The 18,286-nt window shown below is 64.1% G+C and carries 17 protein-coding genes; 12 read left to right on the top strand and 5 right to left on the bottom strand.

Annotated elements, in window-relative coordinates; genetic code table 11:
- Positions 1-93 precede the first annotated feature (93 nt).
- Complete coding sequence (locus P9A16_RS01060) at positions 94-921, top strand: class I SAM-dependent methyltransferase (protein WP_024270913.1); 828 nt, start codon at positions 94-96, stop codon at positions 919-921.
- Positions 922-962: 41 nt separating this feature from the next.
- Here the strand turns inward: P9A16_RS01060 and P9A16_RS01055 are convergent, their stop codons facing one another.
- A complete protein-coding gene (locus P9A16_RS01055) occupies positions 963-1,655 on the bottom strand; it encodes a hypothetical protein (protein ID WP_023517021.1) in 693 nt (230 codons plus the stop codon).
- A 212-nt stretch (positions 1,656-1,867) separates the two neighbouring features.
- Between P9A16_RS01055 and P9A16_RS01050 the strand changes: the two genes are divergently transcribed.
- The 6 genes from P9A16_RS01050 (at position 1,868) to P9A16_RS01025 (ending at position 7,714) form a co-directional block, all read left to right on the top strand.
- Positions 1,868-2,770 carry a metal ABC transporter substrate-binding protein gene (locus P9A16_RS01050; protein WP_023517470.1) on the top strand — a complete coding sequence of 301 codons (903 nt, stop codon included), beginning with the start codon at positions 1,868-1,870 and terminating at the stop codon, positions 2,768-2,770.
- Positions 2,767-3,636 (top strand): manganese/iron ABC transporter ATP-binding protein, encoded by an 870-nt coding sequence (locus tag P9A16_RS01045; protein WP_023517469.1) that lies wholly within the window; start codon positions 2,767-2,769, stop codon positions 3,634-3,636. Before P9A16_RS01050 ends, P9A16_RS01045 begins: the two co-directional genes overlap by 4 nt.
- Positions 3,633-4,505, top strand: a complete 873-nt coding sequence (locus tag P9A16_RS01040; RefSeq protein WP_024270914.1) for a metal ABC transporter permease — start codon at positions 3,633-3,635, stop codon at positions 4,503-4,505. Before P9A16_RS01045 ends, P9A16_RS01040 begins: the two co-directional genes overlap by 4 nt.
- The gene (locus P9A16_RS01035; protein ID WP_023514776.1) at positions 4,502-5,356 is read left to right on the top strand and encodes a metal ABC transporter permease; all 855 of its coding nucleotides are present in this window, start codon (positions 4,502-4,504) and stop codon (positions 5,354-5,356) included. The genes P9A16_RS01040 and P9A16_RS01035 overlap by 4 nt, the downstream gene beginning before the upstream one ends.
- A 122-nt stretch (positions 5,357-5,478) precedes the next feature.
- A complete protein-coding gene (locus P9A16_RS01030) occupies positions 5,479-6,714 on the top strand; it encodes an NAD(P)/FAD-dependent oxidoreductase (RefSeq protein ID WP_023514777.1) in 1,236 nt (411 codons plus the stop codon).
- A 49-nt stretch (positions 6,715-6,763) separates the two neighbouring features.
- Complete coding sequence (locus P9A16_RS01025; protein WP_023514778.1) at positions 6,764-7,714, top strand: nucleoside hydrolase; 951 nt, start codon at positions 6,764-6,766, stop codon at positions 7,712-7,714.
- A gap of 21 nt (positions 7,715-7,735) precedes the next feature.
- Here P9A16_RS01025 and P9A16_RS01020 read toward each other — a convergent pair whose 3' ends face one another.
- From P9A16_RS01020 to P9A16_RS01010, 3 genes are all read right to left on the bottom strand, one after another.
- Positions 7,736-8,713, bottom strand: a complete 978-nt coding sequence (locus P9A16_RS01020) for a hypothetical protein (RefSeq protein ID WP_023514779.1) — start codon at positions 8,711-8,713, stop codon at positions 7,736-7,738.
- A 32-nt stretch (positions 8,714-8,745) separates the two neighbouring features.
- On the bottom strand, positions 8,746-9,441 hold the full coding sequence (gene ung, locus P9A16_RS01015; protein ID WP_023514780.1) for a uracil-DNA glycosylase: 696 nt from the start codon (positions 9,439-9,441) through the stop codon (positions 8,746-8,748).
- Positions 9,442-9,526: 85 nt separating this feature from the next.
- Entirely contained in the window at positions 9,527-10,699 is a 1,173-nt protein-coding gene (locus tag P9A16_RS01010) for a dihydrodipicolinate synthase family protein (RefSeq protein ID WP_023514781.1), read from the bottom strand.
- 339 nt (positions 10,700-11,038) lie between these two features.
- Here P9A16_RS01010 and P9A16_RS01005 point away from each other — a divergent pair, with 339 nt between their 5' ends.
- The 5 genes from P9A16_RS01005 to P9A16_RS00985 are packed head-to-tail and all read left to right on the top strand — an operon-like array spanning position 11,039 to position 16,979.
- Positions 11,039-12,085 carry a LacI family DNA-binding transcriptional regulator gene (locus P9A16_RS01005; RefSeq protein ID WP_024270915.1) on the top strand — a complete coding sequence of 349 codons (1,047 nt, stop codon included), beginning with the start codon at positions 11,039-11,041 and terminating at the stop codon, positions 12,083-12,085.
- Complete coding sequence (locus P9A16_RS01000) at positions 12,082-13,083, top strand: Gfo/Idh/MocA family protein (protein WP_023516641.1); 1,002 nt, start codon at positions 12,082-12,084, stop codon at positions 13,081-13,083. Before P9A16_RS01005 ends, P9A16_RS01000 begins: the two co-directional genes overlap by 4 nt.
- Before the next feature lie 5 nt (positions 13,084-13,088).
- Positions 13,089-14,702 (top strand): acyl CoA:acetate/3-ketoacid CoA transferase, encoded by a 1,614-nt coding sequence (locus P9A16_RS00995; RefSeq protein WP_023516642.1) that lies wholly within the window; start codon positions 13,089-13,091, stop codon positions 14,700-14,702.
- Positions 14,695-15,474 carry an enoyl-CoA hydratase/isomerase family protein gene (locus tag P9A16_RS00990; protein WP_023516643.1) on the top strand — a complete coding sequence of 260 codons (780 nt, stop codon included), beginning with the start codon at positions 14,695-14,697 and terminating at the stop codon, positions 15,472-15,474. Before P9A16_RS00995 ends, P9A16_RS00990 begins: the two co-directional genes overlap by 8 nt.
- Positions 15,474-16,979 carry an aldehyde dehydrogenase family protein gene (locus P9A16_RS00985; protein ID WP_023516644.1) on the top strand — a complete coding sequence of 502 codons (1,506 nt, stop codon included), beginning with the start codon at positions 15,474-15,476 and terminating at the stop codon, positions 16,977-16,979. The genes P9A16_RS00990 and P9A16_RS00985 overlap by 1 nt, the downstream gene beginning before the upstream one ends.
- Before the next feature lie 47 nt (positions 16,980-17,026).
- On the opposite strand, the gene P9A16_RS00980 is transcribed toward P9A16_RS00985, so the two are convergent.
- Positions 17,027-18,079, bottom strand: coding sequence for a LacI family transcriptional regulator (locus P9A16_RS00980; protein ID WP_023516645.1), 1,053 nt, complete (start codon positions 18,077-18,079; stop codon positions 17,027-17,029).
- Between the last annotated feature and the right edge of the window lie 207 nt (positions 18,080-18,286).

The raw sequence follows: 18,286 nt of genomic DNA, 5'->3' as shown, positions 1-18,286 counted from the left end.
GCGAGAATGGGCGGACTTACGTGTGCCCATGGGTTCGTCACAGGCTGTTTCGGAACGTATCAAGCACGCGCGCTGCCACCACCGAGGATAGACATGACGAACTACAGCGCCCATATCAACGAAGACGTGCTCCGGACCTGGTTTTCGGCAAAAACCCTTGCGGATCCTCAACTGGCACGGTTCATCGAAACCCATGACCTGCAGAAGATAAAGCCGACGTTCAAGGATATCTGCAACCGCCTGTTCGGTTGCGACAATCCCTATCATGCCTATCGGCCGGAGCTCCTGCCTTCACCGATGTCCTATACCCCGCATATCGGCCCGGCGACGCTGGGCGCGATAGAGGCTGCACTTGGCCGCCGACCCAGCTTCGGCCTGGAGGTCGGCAGCTTCATCGGCAGCAGCGCAACGATCCTCGGTTCCTGGCTGCGTGAGACCGGCGGAACCCTGATGTGCATCGACACCTGGTGCGGCGACATCAACATGTGGCTTCTCGGGAATTTTTCGGGAACCATGCGGAAGATGGACGGAAATCCGGTCATCTTCGACCATTTCATGAACGCAATGTTCAACAACGGTCTCACCGAAACGGTCGTGCCGTTCCGCGTTTCCTCGATCGTGGCCGCCAGAACCCTCAAGGTCCTCAACTACGACATCGATTTCGTCTATCTCGACTCCGCCCACGAATGCGGCGAGACCTTCCTCGAACTGTCGCTGTACTACGACCTTCTTCCGCAGGGCGGCGTCATCATCGGCGATGACTACCTGATGTTCCCCGCGGTCAAGCACGACGTCGATCTGTTCTGCAAGATCAACAACCTCCAGCTGAACTTCACAGGGGAAGGCGATACCTGGCTGATCCAGAAGCCGATACACGTCGAAACGGCGGCCGTCGTCGAGGCGGTAGCGGAAGACGCCTGAGAGGCACCGCCACGGCACAGGCCTTGAACGGCCGCTGATCTTCAGTGGCTGCTTGCCGCGACCTCGTGCGTGCCGCCCTCCGCGGCGGCCGCACTTTCCGCCGGAGCACCGTCGCCGGCCCCCTCTTTCGCCTCGCCACCAATCGCAGCCGTCTCGGTGCCATCAACAGCACTCGGATCGACGCAATCCGCGCGGTCTTCCATCGCAGTCACGATGACCTTGATCTCATCCAGCGAAAGTTCCTTGCGTTCGCCGTAGAATTCACCGTTGCCCGCCGGCTGCCCGGTCGTGTAGCGCGCGACGAACGGCGCCGCCATGCCGGGAATGGCGGCAGGATTGCGCGCGAAAAGCACCTCGGCACCGATGGCCCGACCACGCATGTCGGCCCGGTTCACTGGACCGGCGGCATCGAGCAGGATGACCTGGTAGAGATCGGCTTCCTCATTGTTGGACACGGCGCCGGCGACGCGCAACGCCGTCTTGATGCGCACATCCCCATCCTTGGCGTCCGAGCGCACATATTTACGCAACCATTGCTGGCCATTCCTATCGAGGCGAACGGTGGACACCGTCGTGCAGACGGCACCCGACACCTGTTCTGCCGGTGGCCCGAGCAGCGCATCGCGCCCGACAAAAATCGCGGCCGCCCCTGAGGCACCCGTCAACACGACGATGCCGGTGACGATGATCAGAAGCTTCCGGGACAAGCGGAAGGAGGTCGGAAGGAACTTCACGGGCGATGGTCTTCTCTTAAAACGCAGGAACACGAACGCGCCGAGAGCGCGCGAACTGCCCGCACTCTACAGGCCGTGCGTTTCGGAAGTTTTAAACGCGGGGCGTCCGATTTCGGGACGCCGTTGCGAATGATTTGCAATTGCGTTGACAGAAGCAAAAACAGCCCTATAGTTTAATGCAACTCATTCGCAAAAGCACATCAGGAGAACCGATGCTCCGCCGTTCATTTCATGCCCTTCTTCTCAGCCTGCCGCTCCTTGGTGCGGCCCCTGCTTTTTCCCCCGCCTTCGCCCAGGAAAAACCGAAGGTCGTCACGACCTTCACCATCATCGCCGACATCGCAGCGAATGTGGCGGGCGATGCCGCCGTGGTCGAATCCATCACCAAGCCCGGCGCCGAGATCCACAACTACCAGCCGACCCCGCGCGACATCCTGAAGGCACAGGACGCCAAGCTGGTTTTGTGGAACGGGCTGAACCTCGAACTCTGGTTCCAGAAATTCCTCGCCAATCTCGGCGACGTGCCGAACGTTACCGTCAGCGACGGCATCGAGCCGATGAGCATCGTGCAGGGCCCCTATGAGGGCAAGCCGAACCCGCATGCCTGGATGTCGCCGGCCAATGCGCTCGTCTATGTCGAGAACATCCGCAAGGCACTGGTCGCGCTCGATCCCGCCAATGCCGCGACCTACGATGTCAATGCCAAGGCCTATAGTGCGAAGATCACGGCACTCGGCGCGGAGATGAAGGCGAAGATCGACGCATTGCCGGAAGAAAAGCGCTGGCTCGTCACCAGCGAAGGCGCCTTCAGCTATCTCACCCGCGATTTCGGCCTGAAGGAACTCTTCCTCTGGCCGATCAACGCCGACCAGCAGGGCACGCCCAAGCAGGTGAAGGCGGTGATCGACGCGGTGCGCGAACACAACATCCATGTCGTCTTCTCCGAAAGCACCGTTTCCGCCGACCCGGCAAAACAGGTCGCCGCCGAAACGGGCGCAGCCTATGGCGGCGTGCTCTATGTCGACTCGCTGAGCGAGGTGGATGGCCCCGTGCCGACCTATCTCGATCTCCTGCGCGTCACATCGGAGACCATCGTGAAGGGTCTGTCACAATGATGATGGGCGGCAGGCCGAAGAAGGTGGACGGCATTCGCGCCGAGGACGTGACGGTCACCTACCGCAACGGCCATACGGCGCTTACACATGCCAGCTTCTCCGTGCCGAAGGGTACGATCACCGCCCTTGTCGGCGTCAACGGCGCCGGCAAGTCCACGCTCTTCAAGGCGATCATGGGCTTCGTGCCGGTCGCCGCCGGCAGGGTGACGATCCTCGGCCTCTCGGTGAAGGAGGCGCTGAAGAAGAACCTCGTCGCCTATGTGCCGCAGGCGGAAGAGGTCGACTGGACTTTTCCCGTGCTCGTCGAGGACGTCGTGATGATGGGCCGCTACGGCCACATGAACTGGCTGCGCATCCCGACGAAACGCGACCACGAGATGGTCGACGAGGCCCTTGCCCGCGTGAACATGACCGCCTTCCGCAAGCGCCAGATCGGCGAGCTCTCGGGCGGACAGAGAAAACGCGTCTTCCTCGCCCGCGCGCTCGCACAGGAAGGCCAGGTGATCCTCCTCGACGAACCCTTCACCGGCGTCGATGTGAGAACCGAAGAGCAGATCGTCGAACTGCTCGGCAAGCTGCGCGACGAAGGCCGCGTCATGCTGGTCTCCACACACAATCTCGGCAGTGTTCCCGATTTCTGCGACCGCACCGTCTTCGTGAAAGGCACCGTCATCGCCTCCGGCCCGACGGCCGAGACCTTTACCGAAGCCAATCTCGAGCGCGCCTTCGGCGGCGTGCTGCGCCACTTCATCCTCGGGGGCCACGACCTGCACGACGACGAGGACAAGCGCTCCGTCAAGGTCATCACCGACGACGAACGCCCCTTCGTCATCTACGGCGAGCGCGACACGGAGAAGACGCCGTGATCGACATGCTCCTCGAGCCTTTCGGCTACGGCTACATGGTGAATGCCATGTGGGTGAGTGCACTGGTCGGCTGCATCTGCGGCTTCCTTTCCGCCTATCTCATGCTGAAGGGCTGGTCGCTGATCGGCGACGCGCTCTCCCATTCCATCGTGCCCGGCGTTGCCGGTGCCTACATGCTGGGCTTGCCCTTTGCAGCCGGCGCCTTTCTTTCCGGTGGGCTTGCCGCCGCCGCAATGCTCTTCCTCAACCGCAAGACGCGATTGAAGGAAGACGCCATCATCGGCATGATCTTCTCCTCGTTCTTCGGCCTCGGCCTCTTCATGGTCTCGCTCGCACCGACCCCGGTGAACATCCAGACCATCGTGCTCGGCAATATCCTCGCCGTCAGCCCGGAGGATACGATCCAGCTCGCCATCATCGGCGTCGTTACGCTCGTCATCCTGCTCTTGAAGTGGAAGGACCTGATGGTCACCTTCTTCGACGAAAGCCATGCCCGCTCGATCGGCCTCAATCCGACGGGCCTGAAGATCCTGTTCTTCACGCTGCTCAGCGCCTCGACGGTCGCAGCCATGCAGACGGTCGGCGCCTTTCTGGTCATCGCCATGGTGGTGACGCCGGGCGCGACCGCCTATCTGCTGACAGACCGTTTCCAGCGGCTGATCACGATCGCCGCCGCGCTGGGCGCCGGCACCAGCTTTGTCGGCGCCTATATCTCCTATTTTCTCGACGGTGCGACGGGCGGTATCATCGTCGTGCTGCAGACGGCGATCTTCCTTGCCGCCTTCCTCTTCGCACCGAAACACGGCCTTCTTGCCGCGCGCCGCAGGAGCCGCCGCGCGCTTGAAACCCTGGGGGCCAAGCAGCCATGAACGAGACCCTCGAACTCGCAATCATGCCCTTCCAGCTCGCCTTCATGCAGAACGCCTTTCTGGTGACACTGATGATCGCGGTGCCGATGGCGCTGCTCTCCTGCTATCTCGTACTGAAGGGCTGGTCGCTGATGGGCGATGCGGTCTCGCATGCCGTGCTGCCGGGCGTCGTCATCGCCTATGTCGTGGGCCTGCCCTTCGCGACAGGTGCTTTCGTCGCGGGCCTGTTCTGCGCCCTTTCGGCCGGCTATCTCAAGGACAACAGCCGGGTGAAGGAGGACACCATCCTCGGCATCGTCTTTTCCGGCATGTTCGCACTCGGCCTTGTTCTCTATGTGAAGATCCAGCCGGATATCCATCTCGACCACATCCTCTTCGGTGACATGCTCGGCATCGCCACGTCCGATCTCGTGGAAACGGCGGCGATCGCAGCGGCCGCGACGGCCTTCATCCTTCTCTTCCGCAAGGACCTCCTGGTGCATGCCTTCGACAGACAGCACGCCTCGGCCATCGGCCTGCCGGTGAAACTGCTGCATTACGGTCTGCTCGCCGTTCTGTCCCTCGTCGTCGTCGGTGCGCTGAAGGCGGTCGGCATCATCCTCGCCATCGCCATGCTGGTCGCGCCGGGCGCCATCGCCACCCTCGTCACACGGCGCTTTCCGAGCATGCTCATGGTCGCCGTCGCCGTCGCCCTTGGTGCCACCTTCTTCGGGATCTGGCTGAGCTTCCTCATCGACAGCGCCCCGGCCCCGACCATCGTGCTGCTGATGACCATTCTCTTCATACTCGCCTTCCTGTGGCAGGTGCTCCAGAGCCGGAAACCGGCACAGGAGGCCGGAAAACAGGCCTGAACGGCCACGGTTTGCGGCTCAGTCGACAGCCGTGCGCTTTCCGTCTATCGTCCGCCGCAATCCGCCGTTCCTGCTTCGCGGGCGGCGGCGCAACGAACGAAAACAACACGCAACGGGACGGCATGGCGCATATCGGTATCGTCGGCGGCGGCCTCATGGGCTGCGCCACAGCGCTCAATCTCTTGGAACAGGGCCACAGCGTCACCATTCTCGAGCGCGATGCCGGCGGCCTGCCGGCGTCCGTCGGAAATGCGGGCATCCTGGCCGTGCCGGAAATCGATCCGCTCGCCCGGCTCGACATGCTGCTCTCGGTGCCGAAATGGCTGCTCGATCCGCTGGGGCCTTTGGCCCTGCGCTGGCAGGACCTGCCGGCGCTCACCCCCTGGCTGATCCGTTTCCTTCTCTCCGCGCGCGCCGGCAAGGCTGCGGAAAGCCGCATGGCGCTGCTCCACCTGATGAAGTCGGCGGAAGCCGATCATGCCCGCCTCGGCGCGATGGCCGGTATCTCCGGCCATATGCGCGACACGGGTGCGCTGACGGTCTTCGACAGCGTGGCAGCACGTGACAAGGCGTTTGCACACGAGATAGAGAATGCCAGGCTGCTCGGCTGCAACGTCGAGACGCTGGATGTGGCGGAAGCCCGTCGCCGCGTGCCGGCACTTTCCGGCCCCTTCGCCGGCGCCACCTTCAACGATGGATACAAGACCTTCGAATATCCGCTAACCTTCCTGCGACGGCTGCAGGCGCTGCTGCGCGAACGGGCGGCGCTGATCGACGCCACCGTGTCGCGGGTCGCCCGCACGGAGAGCGGCATCTCCGTGACGACCGAAGGCGGCCGGACCTTCACCTTCGATCGCCTTGCCATTACCGCGGGCGTCTGGTCGCGCCGCTTCGTCGCCGATCTCGGGCTGAAAGTGTTGCTCGAGACCGAACGCGGCTACAATACCACGTTCATGAACCCGTCGACGGCACTCGAAATGCCGGTCTTCTTCTCCGAGCACGGCTTCGTGGCGACGCCTTTCGAAAATGCGCTGCGCATCGGCGGTGCCGTGGAGCTTGCCTCGCCGGACGCACCCGCAAACTACAAGCGCGCCGCCGCCATGCGCCGGAAGATGCGCCGCTATGTCCCTGATCTTCAGGAGGAAGGCGGCACCGAATGGATGGGGCGCCGCCCTTCCACTCCGGATTCAGTACCCGTCATCAGCCTGCACCCGGGCGATCCACGCATCGCCTTCGCCTTCGGCCATGGTCATCTCGGCCTCACGCTTTCCGCAACGACGGGCCGCCATGTGGCGCGCCTGCTCGCGGGCGAAGGCGAAAGCGCACTTGCCCCCTTCTCCATCGCCCGCTTCCAGTAGGCGCGCGATCACAAGAAGCCCCATAAGAACAACAAGAAAGAGATACACCATGCACAAGGTTATTTTCGATACGGACCCCGGCGTCGACGACGCGATGGCGCTGCTGTTCCTGCACAATCATCCCGGGATCGACCTCATCGGCATCACCACTGTCTTCGGCAATGCCGCCATCGAGACCACGACACGCAACGCGCTGTTCCTGAAGCGCGAATGGGGCATTGCGGCCCCCGTCGCCCGCGGCGACGGCAAGACCTACAACCCGATGCGCAACCCGATCGACTGGCCGGTGATGATCCATGGTCATGACGGGCTCGGCAACATCGACGTGCCCGACACGATCGACCTGCCACTCGACCCGCGCCCGGCGCACCGCTTCATCATCGAGACGGTGCGGGCCAATCCCGGCGAAGTGACGCTCATCGCCGTCGGCCGCATGTCGAACCTTGCCTATGCGCTGAAGGAAGACCCCGGTATCGCAGGCCTCGTCAAGCAGGTCATCATCATGGGCGGCGCCTTCGACGTTCCCGGCAACATCACACCGGCGGCGGAAGCCAACATCCACGGCGATCCGGAAGCCGCCGACGCGGTGATGGCGGCACCGTGGAAGGTCGTGGTCGTCGGCCTCGACGTGACGATGAAGACCGTGATGACCCGCAGGCGCCTTGCCGAACTCACCGAGAGGAACGGCACGCACCTGAAGTTGCTCTCCGACATCTCGCAGTTCTACATCGACTTCTACGGCCAGCACGTGAAGGACGAGGGCATGGTGGTGCATGACAGCTGCGCCTGCATCTACCTCGTCGCGCCGGAGCTCTTCACCACACGCCCCGGCGCCATCCGCGTCGTCGCCGGCGGCATTGCCGACGGTCAGACGATCCAGAAGCCGGATGCCCGCACGTTCCCGCCCGGCAACTGGGACGATCTGCCGAGCCAGCATGCCTGCATCGGCATCGATGCGGAAAAGGTGATGGCCCTGCTCGACGAGACGCTCGTGCGATAGGACGGAGCAGCCGGCCGGGGACTACCGCCCGCCGGCTCGTTCCTGCCACCAGCGCAGCACGCGCAACGCCCTCAGCGTGATCCAGCGCGAGGGCTTTCCCACCTCTTCCATCTCGAACCATACCGGCCCTTTCAGCTGCCAGTCGAGCGGCCAGGTACCGTCTTCCGACTGCCGGGAGCGAAGATGATCGATGGCCTCGCCAAGCCTGGAATCCGGGGGTGTGCCGTCCACCAGGGAAGCCGCGCGAAAATAGTCGAGCCCGCGCAGAAGATCGTAGCGCCAGCGGTACGGGTGGAGGAAGGCCAGATAGCGCATATCGGCCGGCACGCCGCTGACCAGACGGCGAAAGAGGCCCCGTTTCAAGAGATATTCTTCACCGGCCGAGCGCGCAGCACGCGTTCCCGGCGTTGCGCCTACGGCGGTTTCGTATTCCAGAAGACCTTCCAGCACATTGATCGTAGAATGGAAGGAAGAGCGGTGCGAGCCGTTGCAGCGCTCGCAGTTCCAGCCGCCGTCCGGCTGCCGCTCGCCGAGAAGACGCGCGACAATCGGCGAGACGTCGATGCCGAAGTAGGCACCCGTGATCACCGTTCGCCCGTTGATGCACTCCTCCACCTCGCCTTCCCAATAGGGCTGTCCATCACGATCCCAGCGTGAATTGCGTCCGATGAGGTCGACCGTTCGCCGTGCCCGTTCACTCGATGGATCGAGGCCGAAATCGTAGAGTTGCTGGAGCGAGAAGCAGGTGGCGGTCCAGGCCTGGCCGAATTCACGCCATTTCTCTTCGGTGTAGTTCGCCGGCAGGAAGGCGCCGCCGGCCCATTGCCCGTCCTCATCCTGGTGGGAGAGAAGTCTTGCACCCCAACCTTCGGTCTCCACCCGCGCACGCTCGGCCCGCCATTCCGCCTCCGGCACGTCGAGAAGATCGCGCACCACCTGCCAGCGGATCGCGGGATCCGAAGCAAGAAGCCAGTCGATGACGGAGCTGGTGGACGCCATGCGGCAAGCCTACCAGCCCTGCTTGTGTCTGGCTATTGCGCCGCCGCCGGCAACTGCCAGTCGATCGGCTGGCGTCCGTGCTGCTCAAGAAAGGCATTCGCCTTGGAGAACGGCCGCGAGCCGAGAAAGCCGTTATGGGCAGACAGCGGCGAAGGATGGGCGGACCGCAGGACGAGGTGACGATCCCGGTCGACGAAAGCCGCCTTCTTCTGGGCATAGGAGCCCCAGAGGATGAAGACAACAGGCTTTTCCTGCTCGTTGACGGCGCGGATGACCGCATCGGTGAACCGTTCCCAGCCACGCCCCTGGTGCGAGGCCGCACGGCCCATCTCCACGGTCAGCACGCTGTTCAAGAGCAGGACGCCCTGCTTGGCCCAATGCTCCAGAAATCCGTGGCGGGCCGGCGGGATACCGAGGTCCTCCTGCATTTCCTTGTAGATGTTGACCAGCGACGGCGGGGTGCGCACGCCTGGCTGCACGGAAAAGCAGAGCCCGTGCGCCTGCCCCTCGCCGTGGTAGGGGTCCTGGCCCAAGATAACGACGCGCACATCTGCAAGCGGTGTCAGGTCAAGGGCCCGGAAGTACTCCGACCCCTTCGGGAAGATGCGCCGTCCTGCCTCTTTCTGCTCCAGCAGGAAGGCCCTGAGATCGGCCATATAGGGGCTGGAGAACTCCGCCGCCAAAGGCGCCTTCCAGCTTTCCCCCACCTTTACTTCACCCGCTGCCATCGCCCGCTCCCGCCAAACTTTTCGAGAAAGCGGAGCTTAGCGCCTGACGACGGCGAGAACCGGCCGCAAGGCCGGTCATCCACAGCTAATCTTGCCCGACGCCAAGCACGGACATCAGGTTTTTCATGCGTGCGGCGGCGAGGTCCGGCCTGTCGAGCACGTTGGCCCGGTCGGCCAGGCGGAAGACCTCGGCATAATGCAAAAGGCCCCGGGCCGACTGCATGCCATCAGGCATGGTGAAATGGTCCTGGTGACCGTTCAGCCAGGCGAGGAAGACGACGCCCGCCTTGTAGTACGGTGTCGGCGCCTCGAAGATCTTGCGCGAAAGCGGGACCGTCGGCGCGATGACGGCGCGAAAGGTGGCAACATCGCCAGCCGCAAGCGCAGCAAGCGCCTTGGAAGCCTGCGGCGCCACCGCATCGAAGATGCCAAGCAGGGCGTGGCTGTACCTCTGCCCGTCCCCCTCGATCAGTTCGGCGTAATTGAAGTCGTCGCCCGTGAAGCAGATCACACCCTCGGGCAGCCGGTTGCGCAGCGCCACCTCACAGGCATTGTCGAGCAGCGAAATCTTGATGCCCTCGACCTTGTCGCGGTTCTCGGCGATGATCGACAGAACCGTTTCCAGCGCCGGCTCGAAAGTCCCGGAACCCCAGTAACCGGCAAGCTGCGGGTCGAACATGTCGCCCAGCCAGTGCAGCACGACCTTGTCCTTCGCCTGGCCGAGAATATGGCCGTAGACCCTGCGGTAATCGTCCGGTGAGGCCGCCAGGCGGGCGAGTGCCCGGCTCGCCATCATAATGGCACGGCCGCCGTGTTTTTCCACGAAACCGACCTGCTCCTCATAGGCCCGAATCACGTCGTCCAGCGAACGGGCATCGGCGGGGTTGAGGTGATCCGTGCCCGCACCGCAGGCAAGATCGGCACCCGGCACGGTCTTCGCCTCGGCGAGCGAGCGGCGGATCAGCTCCTGCGCGCCGGCCCAGTCGAGCCCCATGCCGCGCTGCGCCGTGTCCATCGCCTCGGCGATCCTGAAGCCGAGCGACCAGAGGTGATGCCGGAACGCCATCGTACGCTCCCAGTCGATGGCCGGCGCCTCCCAGGGCCGCACATCGCGGCGCGGATCGGAAACCACATGGGCCGCCGCATAGGCGATGCGGCTGAAGGTCGGCACAACGGAGGAGCGCGGAAGCGGCGTCCCGACAAGATCGTAGCGGGAAAGGCCGCCATCCGGCAGCGGCAGGGTAAGGCTGATCGGCATGAAATCCTCCCGAGGTTTTTCACGGCAATAATTTAGATCGTTCCAAATTTCAAGATGGATTTTTTGAACGGCCGGTCGCCGCAGTCGAGCAGATTCGGATGAATTTGAGGATCAGGCCCTTTGACTTCTCTCTCGGCAACGCCAAAAACAACCGAAAAATATCGAAAATCAGTCTGAAACCGCAATATCGGCGCGATCTGATAAGAATGCGAACAATCCAGAAGACATCCAAGCACTGTCACCGCAGAGCCTACGCGAACGCACTTGACAAATTTGGAACGATCCAATTATGTTGCGCCAACAAACAGCGAAAACGATCGCCGCGCAGGGAGGAAGACCGTGAACAAGAGCCGGGTGACCGTCGTCGATATTGCACGCGCCGCCGGCGTGTCGAAGTCGACCGTCTCGCTCGTCCTGCAGGCAAGCCCCCTGGTGAACGAGGTGACCCGCGCCAAGGTGAACGCCGTCATTCGCGACCTCGGTTACGTCTACAATCGCGGCGCGGCGAACCTGCGCCAGTCCGCCTCCTCGCGGATCATCGGCATCATCGTCAACGACCTCACCAATTCCTTCTTCGCCGAGCTTGCTGTCGGCATGGACATGGTCATGCAATCGGCCGGCTACGTGCAGTTCCTGTCGAATTCGGCTGAGAGCGTCGACCGCCAGCGCGAGGTTATCGCCTCGATGCGCGAACACGGCATTGCCGGCCTCATCCTGTCGCCGGCCCGCGGCACGGAGGCGGCCGATCTGAAACCGCTCGCCGCCAGCGGCATCCCGGTCGTCGCCGTGGTGCGCAACGTCATCGGCGCCAAGGTCTCGACGCTGTTCTCCGACAATTATGCCGGCGCAAAGGATGCCGTCCGGCACCTCGTCTCGCTCGGCCACACCCACATCGCCTTCCTCGGTGGCATCGCCAACACGACGGTCTTCGCCGAGCGCGTCGAAGGCTGGCGGGATGCCCTTGCCGAAGCAGGACTTGCAGCGCCGGACCGGCTCGTCATCAGCACGGCGGCCTCGCGCGCCGGCGGCGTCGCCGCCATCGAACGCGCGCTGCTGCTGCCCGAAGCGCCGACCGCCGCGCTGTGCTTCAACGACGCGGCCGCCTTCGGCGTCTGCGACGGCCTGCGTGCCGCCGGCAAGGAGCCCGGCCGCGACTTCGCCGTCGTCGGCTTCGACGACGTGATCGAGGCCCAGACCGCCGTGCCGGCGCTGACGACGGTGTCCGTCGACCCCCAGGGCATGGGCCGGCGCGCCGCGCAACTCTTGCTGAAACAGATCAATGCCGGCCGGGTGGAACCCGAGACCATCGTCAGCTCCGTGCGCCTCGTCGTGCGCCAGAGCTGCGGCGCCGGCCAGACGGACAGGACGAGGAGGATTTCCGCATGACACGGTGGGGTTTGATCGGCGCCAGCACGATCGCGAAGGAATGGGTGATCGGCGCGATCCGCGCGACGGGCGGCGATGTCGTATCCGTGATGAGCACGAGCGCCGAGCGAGGCCGCACCTATGCGGACGAACAGCGCATCGCAAAGTCGGTCACGACGCTCGCCGATCTGCTTGACGATCCGGAGATCGACGCCGTCTACATCTCGACGACGAACGAACTGCACCGCGACCAGGCCCTCGCCGCAGCGAAGGCGGGCAAGCACATCCTGTGCGAAAAGCCGCTTGCCCTCTCGCTCGACGACGCCCGCGCCATGATCGCGGCAGCCAAGGCGTCCGGCGTGGTGCTCGCGACGAACCACCACCTGCGCAATGCTGCGACGCACCGGGCGATGCGCGATGCCATCAAGGCCGGGCGCATCGGCAAGCCGCTGTCAGCCCGCGTCTTCCACGCCGTTTACCTCCCGCCGCACCTGCAGGGCTGGCGGCTCGACAAGCCGGAGGCCGGCGGCGGCGTCATCCTCGACATCACCGTGCACGACGCCGATACCCTGCGTTTCGTGCTCGACGACGATCCGGCGGAAGCCGTCGCCTTCTCGCAGGCTGGCGGCATGGGCAAGGCAGGACTGGAGGATGCGGTGATGGGCGTGCTGCGCTTCCGCTCCGGCACGATCGCGCAGTTCCACGACGGCTTCACCACGAAATTCGCGGAAACCGGCCTAGAAGTCCATGGCACGGAAGGCTCGCTGATCGGCCGCAACGTCATGACGCAGCGCCCCACCGGCACGGTGACGCTGCGCAGTGCAGATGGCGAGCACGATCTGCCGCTCGACCACCGCAATCTCTATGAGACCACCCTTGCCGCCTTCCACGCCGCCATTGCCGGCAAGGGAACGCCATCGGCCACCGGCGAGGACGGTATCTGGTCGCTGGCGACAGGCCTTGCCGTCGTCGAAGCGGCGCGCACGGGCCATGTGGTTCGCATCGAGCCGGGACTGTGAGCCCCATGAGCAAGCATATCACCCCGCGCGAGGCGGCAGGCCTGATCCCCGACGGCGCCATCGTTTCCGTCTCCTCCTCCTCCGGCCTCGGCTGCCCGGACCTGATGCTGAAGGCGATCGGCGAACGTTTCGACGAAACGGGCCATCCGAAGAGCCTGACGACGCTGCACCCCATCGCCGCCGGCGACATGAGCGGCATCAAGGGTGTCGACCACATCGCGAAAAAGGGCCTGCTGAAGAAGATCATCGGCGGCTCGTATCCGTCCGGACCCTCGTCTTCCGAACCGCCGCTGATCTGGCAGATGATCGGAAAGGATGAGGTGGCCGCCTACAACATCCCCTCCGGTATCCTCTTCGACATGCACCGCGAGGCCGCCGCAAAGCGCCCCGGCGTCATCACCAAGGTCGGCCTTGAAACTTTTGTCGACCCAAGCCGCGAAGGCTGCGCGATGAACGCCTCCGCCGCAAACGAACCGGTGGTGGAGAAGATTACCTTCGCCGGCGAGGAATGGCTCTACTTCAAGGCGATCGCGCCTCACGTGGCGATCATCCGCGCCACCACCGCCGACGAGCGCGGCAACCTCACCTATGAACACGAGGGCGCCTACCTCGGCGGGCTCGACCAGGCGCTCGCCGCCCGCAACAATGGCGGCATCGTCATCGCGCAGGTCAAGCGCATCACCAAGGACGGCTCCCTGAAGCCGCACGACGTGCGCGTGCCCGGCGTGCTGGTCGACTATATCGTGGTCGACCCGGAACAGAAGCAGACGACGCAGACGCTGTACGACCCCGCCATTTCCGGCGAGATCTTCCGCCCGCTCGACACATTTCGCGTGCCGGAATTCAACATCCAGAAGGTCATTGCCCGCCGGGTCGCCGAGGAGCTGGAAGCCGGCAGCGCCGTCAATCTCGGCTTCGGCATCTCCGCCAACGTACCGCGCATCCTGCTCGAAGAGGGCCTGCACGGTGCCGTCACCTGGGTGATCGAACAGGGCGCGGTCGGCGGCGTGCCGCTGCTCGATTTCGCCTTCGGCTGCGCCTCGAACGCCGACGCCTTCATGCCTTCGCCCTACCAGTTCACCTATTTCCAGGGCGCCGGCTTCGATGCCTCGCTGCTCTCCTTCCTGGAAATCGGCAAGGACGGCTCGGTGAACGTTTCGAAACTCTCCTTCCGCCCGCATGTAACGGCAGGGGCCGGCGGCTTCGTCGACATCACGGCGCGGGCAAAGAAGATCGTCTTCTCCGGCATGTTCAATGCCGGCGCGAAGCTTGCGATCGAAGGCGGCAAGCTGGTGATCGAGAAAGAAGGCAAGCTGAAGAAACTGGTCAATGCCGTCGAGCATGTCACCTTCTCCGGCCCGCGCGGCGTGGCGCAGGGGCAGGACATCACCTATGTCACCGAGCGCTGCGTCATGAAGCTGACGCCGGAGGGTATCGTGCTCACCGAGATCGCACCCGGCGTCGACCTCAGGACACATATCCTCGACCAGTCGGAGTTCGCGCTGATCGTTTCACCCGATCTCAAGGTGATGGACGCAAAGCTCTTCACCGATGCGCCGACCGGCCTCACGCTGCCCGAAAAGGCGCCGCGCAAGCTGGTGGGGGCCACCCATGGCTGAACAGCGCATCCGCATCTCCATCGAAGGCCCCGTCGCGACGATTACCGCCGCACGTCCGGAAAAGCTCAACGCCTTCGACATCGACATGTTGAAGGAGCTTTCGGCCGCCTGCGACACCATCGAGGAAAATGCCGCGGTGCGCGTCGCCATTCTCACCGGCGAGGGCAAGGCCTTTTCGGCCGGCGGCGATATCCGGGCCTGGGCCGGCATGGAGGCGAACACGTTCGGTCATGCGTGGGTACGCTTCGGCCATCGTGTCTTCGAGCGGCTGGCGACTTTGCGCATGCCGCTGATTGCTGCCGTTAACGGCCATGCGCTTGGCGGCGGGCTGGAACTGGCGGCCGCAGCCGATATCCGCATCGCGGAAACCCAGGTGAAGATCGGCCTGCCGGAAGCCGGCCTCGGCATGGTGCCCGGCTGGTCCGGCACGCAGCGGCTGGTGAAGCGCTTTGGCGCACAGGCGGTGCGCCGGATGCTGCTCGGCGGCGAGGTACTGACAGCGGTAGAGGCCCAGATTGCCGGCATCATCGACCAGGTCGTCGAGACAGGCACGGCCGTCGAAGCCGCAAAGGCCTACGCAGCGCGCATCGCAGCGCGCGGGCCGGCGGCAACGGAGGTGTCGAAGCTGATGATCGCGGTGGCGAACGGCGAGGACAATGGTGCGGCGGTGGAGGCCCTCGGCTCGATCCTCGTCGCCAAGACCGGGGACCTGAAGGAAGGTGTCGCCGCCTTCACGGGCAAACGCCCCGCCGATTTCAAGGGAGAATGGTAATGACCACGCATGTGAAACCCAAGGCGCTCGAAAACTTCAAGGCGCGCGATTTCCGCATGCTGATCGACGGCATCTGGACGGAGGGCGCCGGCGATCCGATCGAACGCATCGCGCCGGGCCATGGCATCGTGGTCAGCCGCTACCCGGCCGGCAGCAAGGCCGATGCCGAACGCGCCATCGCCGCCGCACGCAAGGCCTTCGACGACGGGCCATGGCCGTCCATGACCGGCGCCGAACGCTCGAACATCCTCCTCAAGGCCGCCGACCTCATTGCCGCCCGGGCGGAGGAACTGGCCTTCCTCGACTGCATCGAAAGCGGCAAGCCGATCAGCCAGGCGAAGGGTGAACTCGGCGGTGCCGTCGATATCTGGCGCTACGCCGCAGCGCTCGCCCGCGACCTGCACGGCGAAAGCTACAACACGCTTGGCGACGGCACGCTTGGCGTCGTTCTGCGCGAGGCGATCGGCGTCGTGTCGATCATCACGCCGTGGAACTTCCCCTTCCTGATCGTAAGCCAGAAATTACCATTCGCGCTCGCCGCGGGCTGCACGACGGTGGTCAAGCCGTCCGAACTCACCTCGGGATCGACGCTTGTCCTCGGAGAGATCCTGATCGAGGCCGGCGTGCCCGCAGGTGTTGTCAACATCGTCACCGGCACCGGGCCGGAGGTCGGCGCACCGATGACGACGCATCCCGACGTCGACATGATCTCCTTTACCGGTTCAACCGGTGTCGGACGCCTGACCATGACCAATGCCGCCCAGACCTTGAAGAAGGTATCGCTCGAACTCGGCGGAAAGAACCCGCAGATCGTCTTCCCGGATGCCGATCTCGACGCCTTCATCGACGCCGCCGTCTTCGGCGCCTATTTCAACGCCGGCGAATGCTGCAATGCCGGCTCACGGCTGATCCTGCACAAATCGATCGCGGCCGATGTCACGGCCCGCATCGCGGAACTGGCGAAGAAAGTGAAAGTCGGCGATCCACTCGACCCCGCAACGCAGGTCGGCGCGATCATCACGCCGCAGCATCTCGAAAAAATCGGCGCCTATGTCGATGGCGCGGCGAAGGCCGGTGCTTCGGTCGCGCTCGGCGGCGCGGCGCTGGATCTCGGCCTCGGTCAGTTCATGGCCCCGACCATTCTCTCGGGCGTTCAGCCTGATATGGCCGTCGCCCGCGAAGAAGTGTTCGGTCCGGTGCTTTCGGTTCTGACCTTCGAGACGACGGAAGAGGCGATCCGCATCGCCAACGCCATTGACTACGGCCTGTCCGCCGGCGTCTGGAGCCGCGATTTCGACACGTGCCTCACCATCGGCCGCAAGGTTCGCGCCGGCACGGTCTGGATGAACACCTTCATGGACGGCGTGTCCGAACTGCCCTTCGGCGGCTACCGCCAGTCCGGCCTCGGCCGTGAACTTGGTCGCCATGCGGTGGAGGATTATACGGAGACCAAGACACTCAACATGCATATCGGCGCACGCACCGGCTGGTGGATGCCGCGATGAGCAACGCTCTCCCGACAACCACGGCAGGGACCGGCGCTGCCGCCCGCTCAGGGCGTCGGGAAGCTGAATTGCGGGCTCTGCAGGATGGTGAGGTCCTCGATCGGCTCACCGCCGATCCGCTTCAGCAGCAGTCGGCCCATCGCCTCTCCCGCCGAAGTCAGGTCTTCGTAGAGCGTCTCGACCTTCGGCTGGATCTGGCTGAGCAGCCGCGAGGTCTGCTTGGCGACAATATCGTATTCACCGCCAAGCGAGAGGCCGCGGTCGCTCATTCCGGTGATCGTGGCGAGCGCCGAGACTTCGCCGGGACAGGCGAAACCATCCGGTGGATCGGGCTCGGTGCTGCGGCGGCGCACATAGTCGCGAATCATGTCGGCGGGACTGTCGAGATCGAGCGCGTCGGGGATCTCGTAGGCAACGCCGGCCTCTCGCACAGCGGTCATGAAACCGTGCAGCATATGCTGGTAGAAGGTGAGGCGCCGGGGTGGCAGGACGATCGTCACCTTGCGCCGGCCCTTGGCGATCAGCCGCCTGGTGGCAGCATAGGCGAAGGCGAAGTTGTCGTAATCGACGAAGGCGTGCGGCGTGGAGAACTCCGTACGGCCATGTGTGACGAAGGGAAAGCCGTTTTCCAAAAGCAGCCGCACACGCGGATCGAAGGGTTCCGTGCGCGAGAAGATCAGCCCATCGGCCATACCGTTGCGGATGATGTAGTTGACCGCTTCGACATTGCTGCCGTCGAGGAAATTCGGCGTGACGATGAGGTGGTAGGGCGTTCCCTGGAGGGCGCGCGCCAGACCGTGCATGATGGACGTGCCAAAGCCCAGGATCTCCTCGTGTGGATCGAGCAGAACGGACACGACATTGGTGCGGCCGGTCTTGAGGCGCTGGGCAGCACGGTCCGGCAGATAGCCGATTTCGGCTGCGACCTCATGCACGCGACGGCGCGTCGTCTCGGAAATCTGCGGCGCGTTGCCAAGTGCACGGGAGACCGTGGTGACCGCAAGGCCCGTCATTTCCGCAATCGTCTTCAGCGTCGGCTTGCCGGTTCGAAGCGCGGAGCGGGCGGGATCACTGTCGGCGGGCTTTTCGATGCGGGACACGGGTGCGGTTCTTCAGATAGCGGCAGGCGATATGCGGCACCATATCCACGCACCTCGCCTTCGGCAATCTTGCGCTGCACAGAATTTAAAACGATTTCAGTGCGCCGCACAACGTCCTTAGAACTGCGGAAACTACCTGAGTTGCCGCAATTTACTGCATTTGTAGAAGCATATCCGGGGACGCACGCCGCACGCTTGACTCTGCAA

Origin of the sequence: Shinella sp. 838 (assembly GCF_029623935.1) — a bacterium.
GTDB lineage: Bacteria > Pseudomonadota > Alphaproteobacteria > Rhizobiales > Rhizobiaceae > Shinella.
The sequence above is the reverse complement of the archived record's forward strand: the minus strand, read 5'-3'. Positions and strand labels throughout refer to the sequence as shown.

Bases quoted from the DNA above. Each gene is read 5' to 3' on its own strand.
- P9A16_RS01060 (WP_024270913.1), top strand. From the start codon at position 94: ATGACGAACTACAGCGCCCATATCAACGAAGACGTGCTCCGGACCTGG.
- P9A16_RS00995 (WP_023516642.1), top strand. From the start codon at position 13,089: ATGAGCAAGCATATCACCCCGCGCGAGGCGGCAGGCCTGATCCCCGAC.
- P9A16_RS01050 (WP_023517470.1), top strand. From the start codon at position 1,868: ATGCTCCGCCGTTCATTTCATGCCCTTCTTCTCAGCCTGCCGCTCCTT.
- P9A16_RS00985 (WP_023516644.1), top strand. From the start codon at position 15,474: ATGACCACGCATGTGAAACCCAAGGCGCTCGAAAACTTCAAGGCGCGC.
- P9A16_RS01030 (WP_023514777.1), top strand. From the start codon at position 5,479: ATGGCGCATATCGGTATCGTCGGCGGCGGCCTCATGGGCTGCGCCACA.
- P9A16_RS01000 (WP_023516641.1), top strand. From the start codon at position 12,082: ATGACACGGTGGGGTTTGATCGGCGCCAGCACGATCGCGAAGGAATGG.
- P9A16_RS00990 (WP_023516643.1), top strand. From the start codon at position 14,695: ATGGCTGAACAGCGCATCCGCATCTCCATCGAAGGCCCCGTCGCGACG.
- P9A16_RS01020 (WP_023514779.1), bottom strand. From the start codon at position 8,713: ATGGCGTCCACCAGCTCCGTCATCGACTGGCTTCTTGCTTCGGATCCC.
- ung (WP_023514780.1), bottom strand. From the start codon at position 9,441: ATGGCAGCGGGTGAAGTAAAGGTGGGGGAAAGCTGGAAGGCGCCTTTG.
- P9A16_RS01010 (WP_023514781.1), bottom strand. From the start codon at position 10,699: ATGCCGATCAGCCTTACCCTGCCGCTGCCGGATGGCGGCCTTTCCCGC.
- P9A16_RS01035 (WP_023514776.1), top strand. From the start codon at position 4,502: ATGAACGAGACCCTCGAACTCGCAATCATGCCCTTCCAGCTCGCCTTC.
- P9A16_RS01045 (WP_023517469.1), top strand. From the start codon at position 2,767: ATGATGATGGGCGGCAGGCCGAAGAAGGTGGACGGCATTCGCGCCGAG.
- P9A16_RS01025 (WP_023514778.1), top strand. From the start codon at position 6,764: ATGCACAAGGTTATTTTCGATACGGACCCCGGCGTCGACGACGCGATG.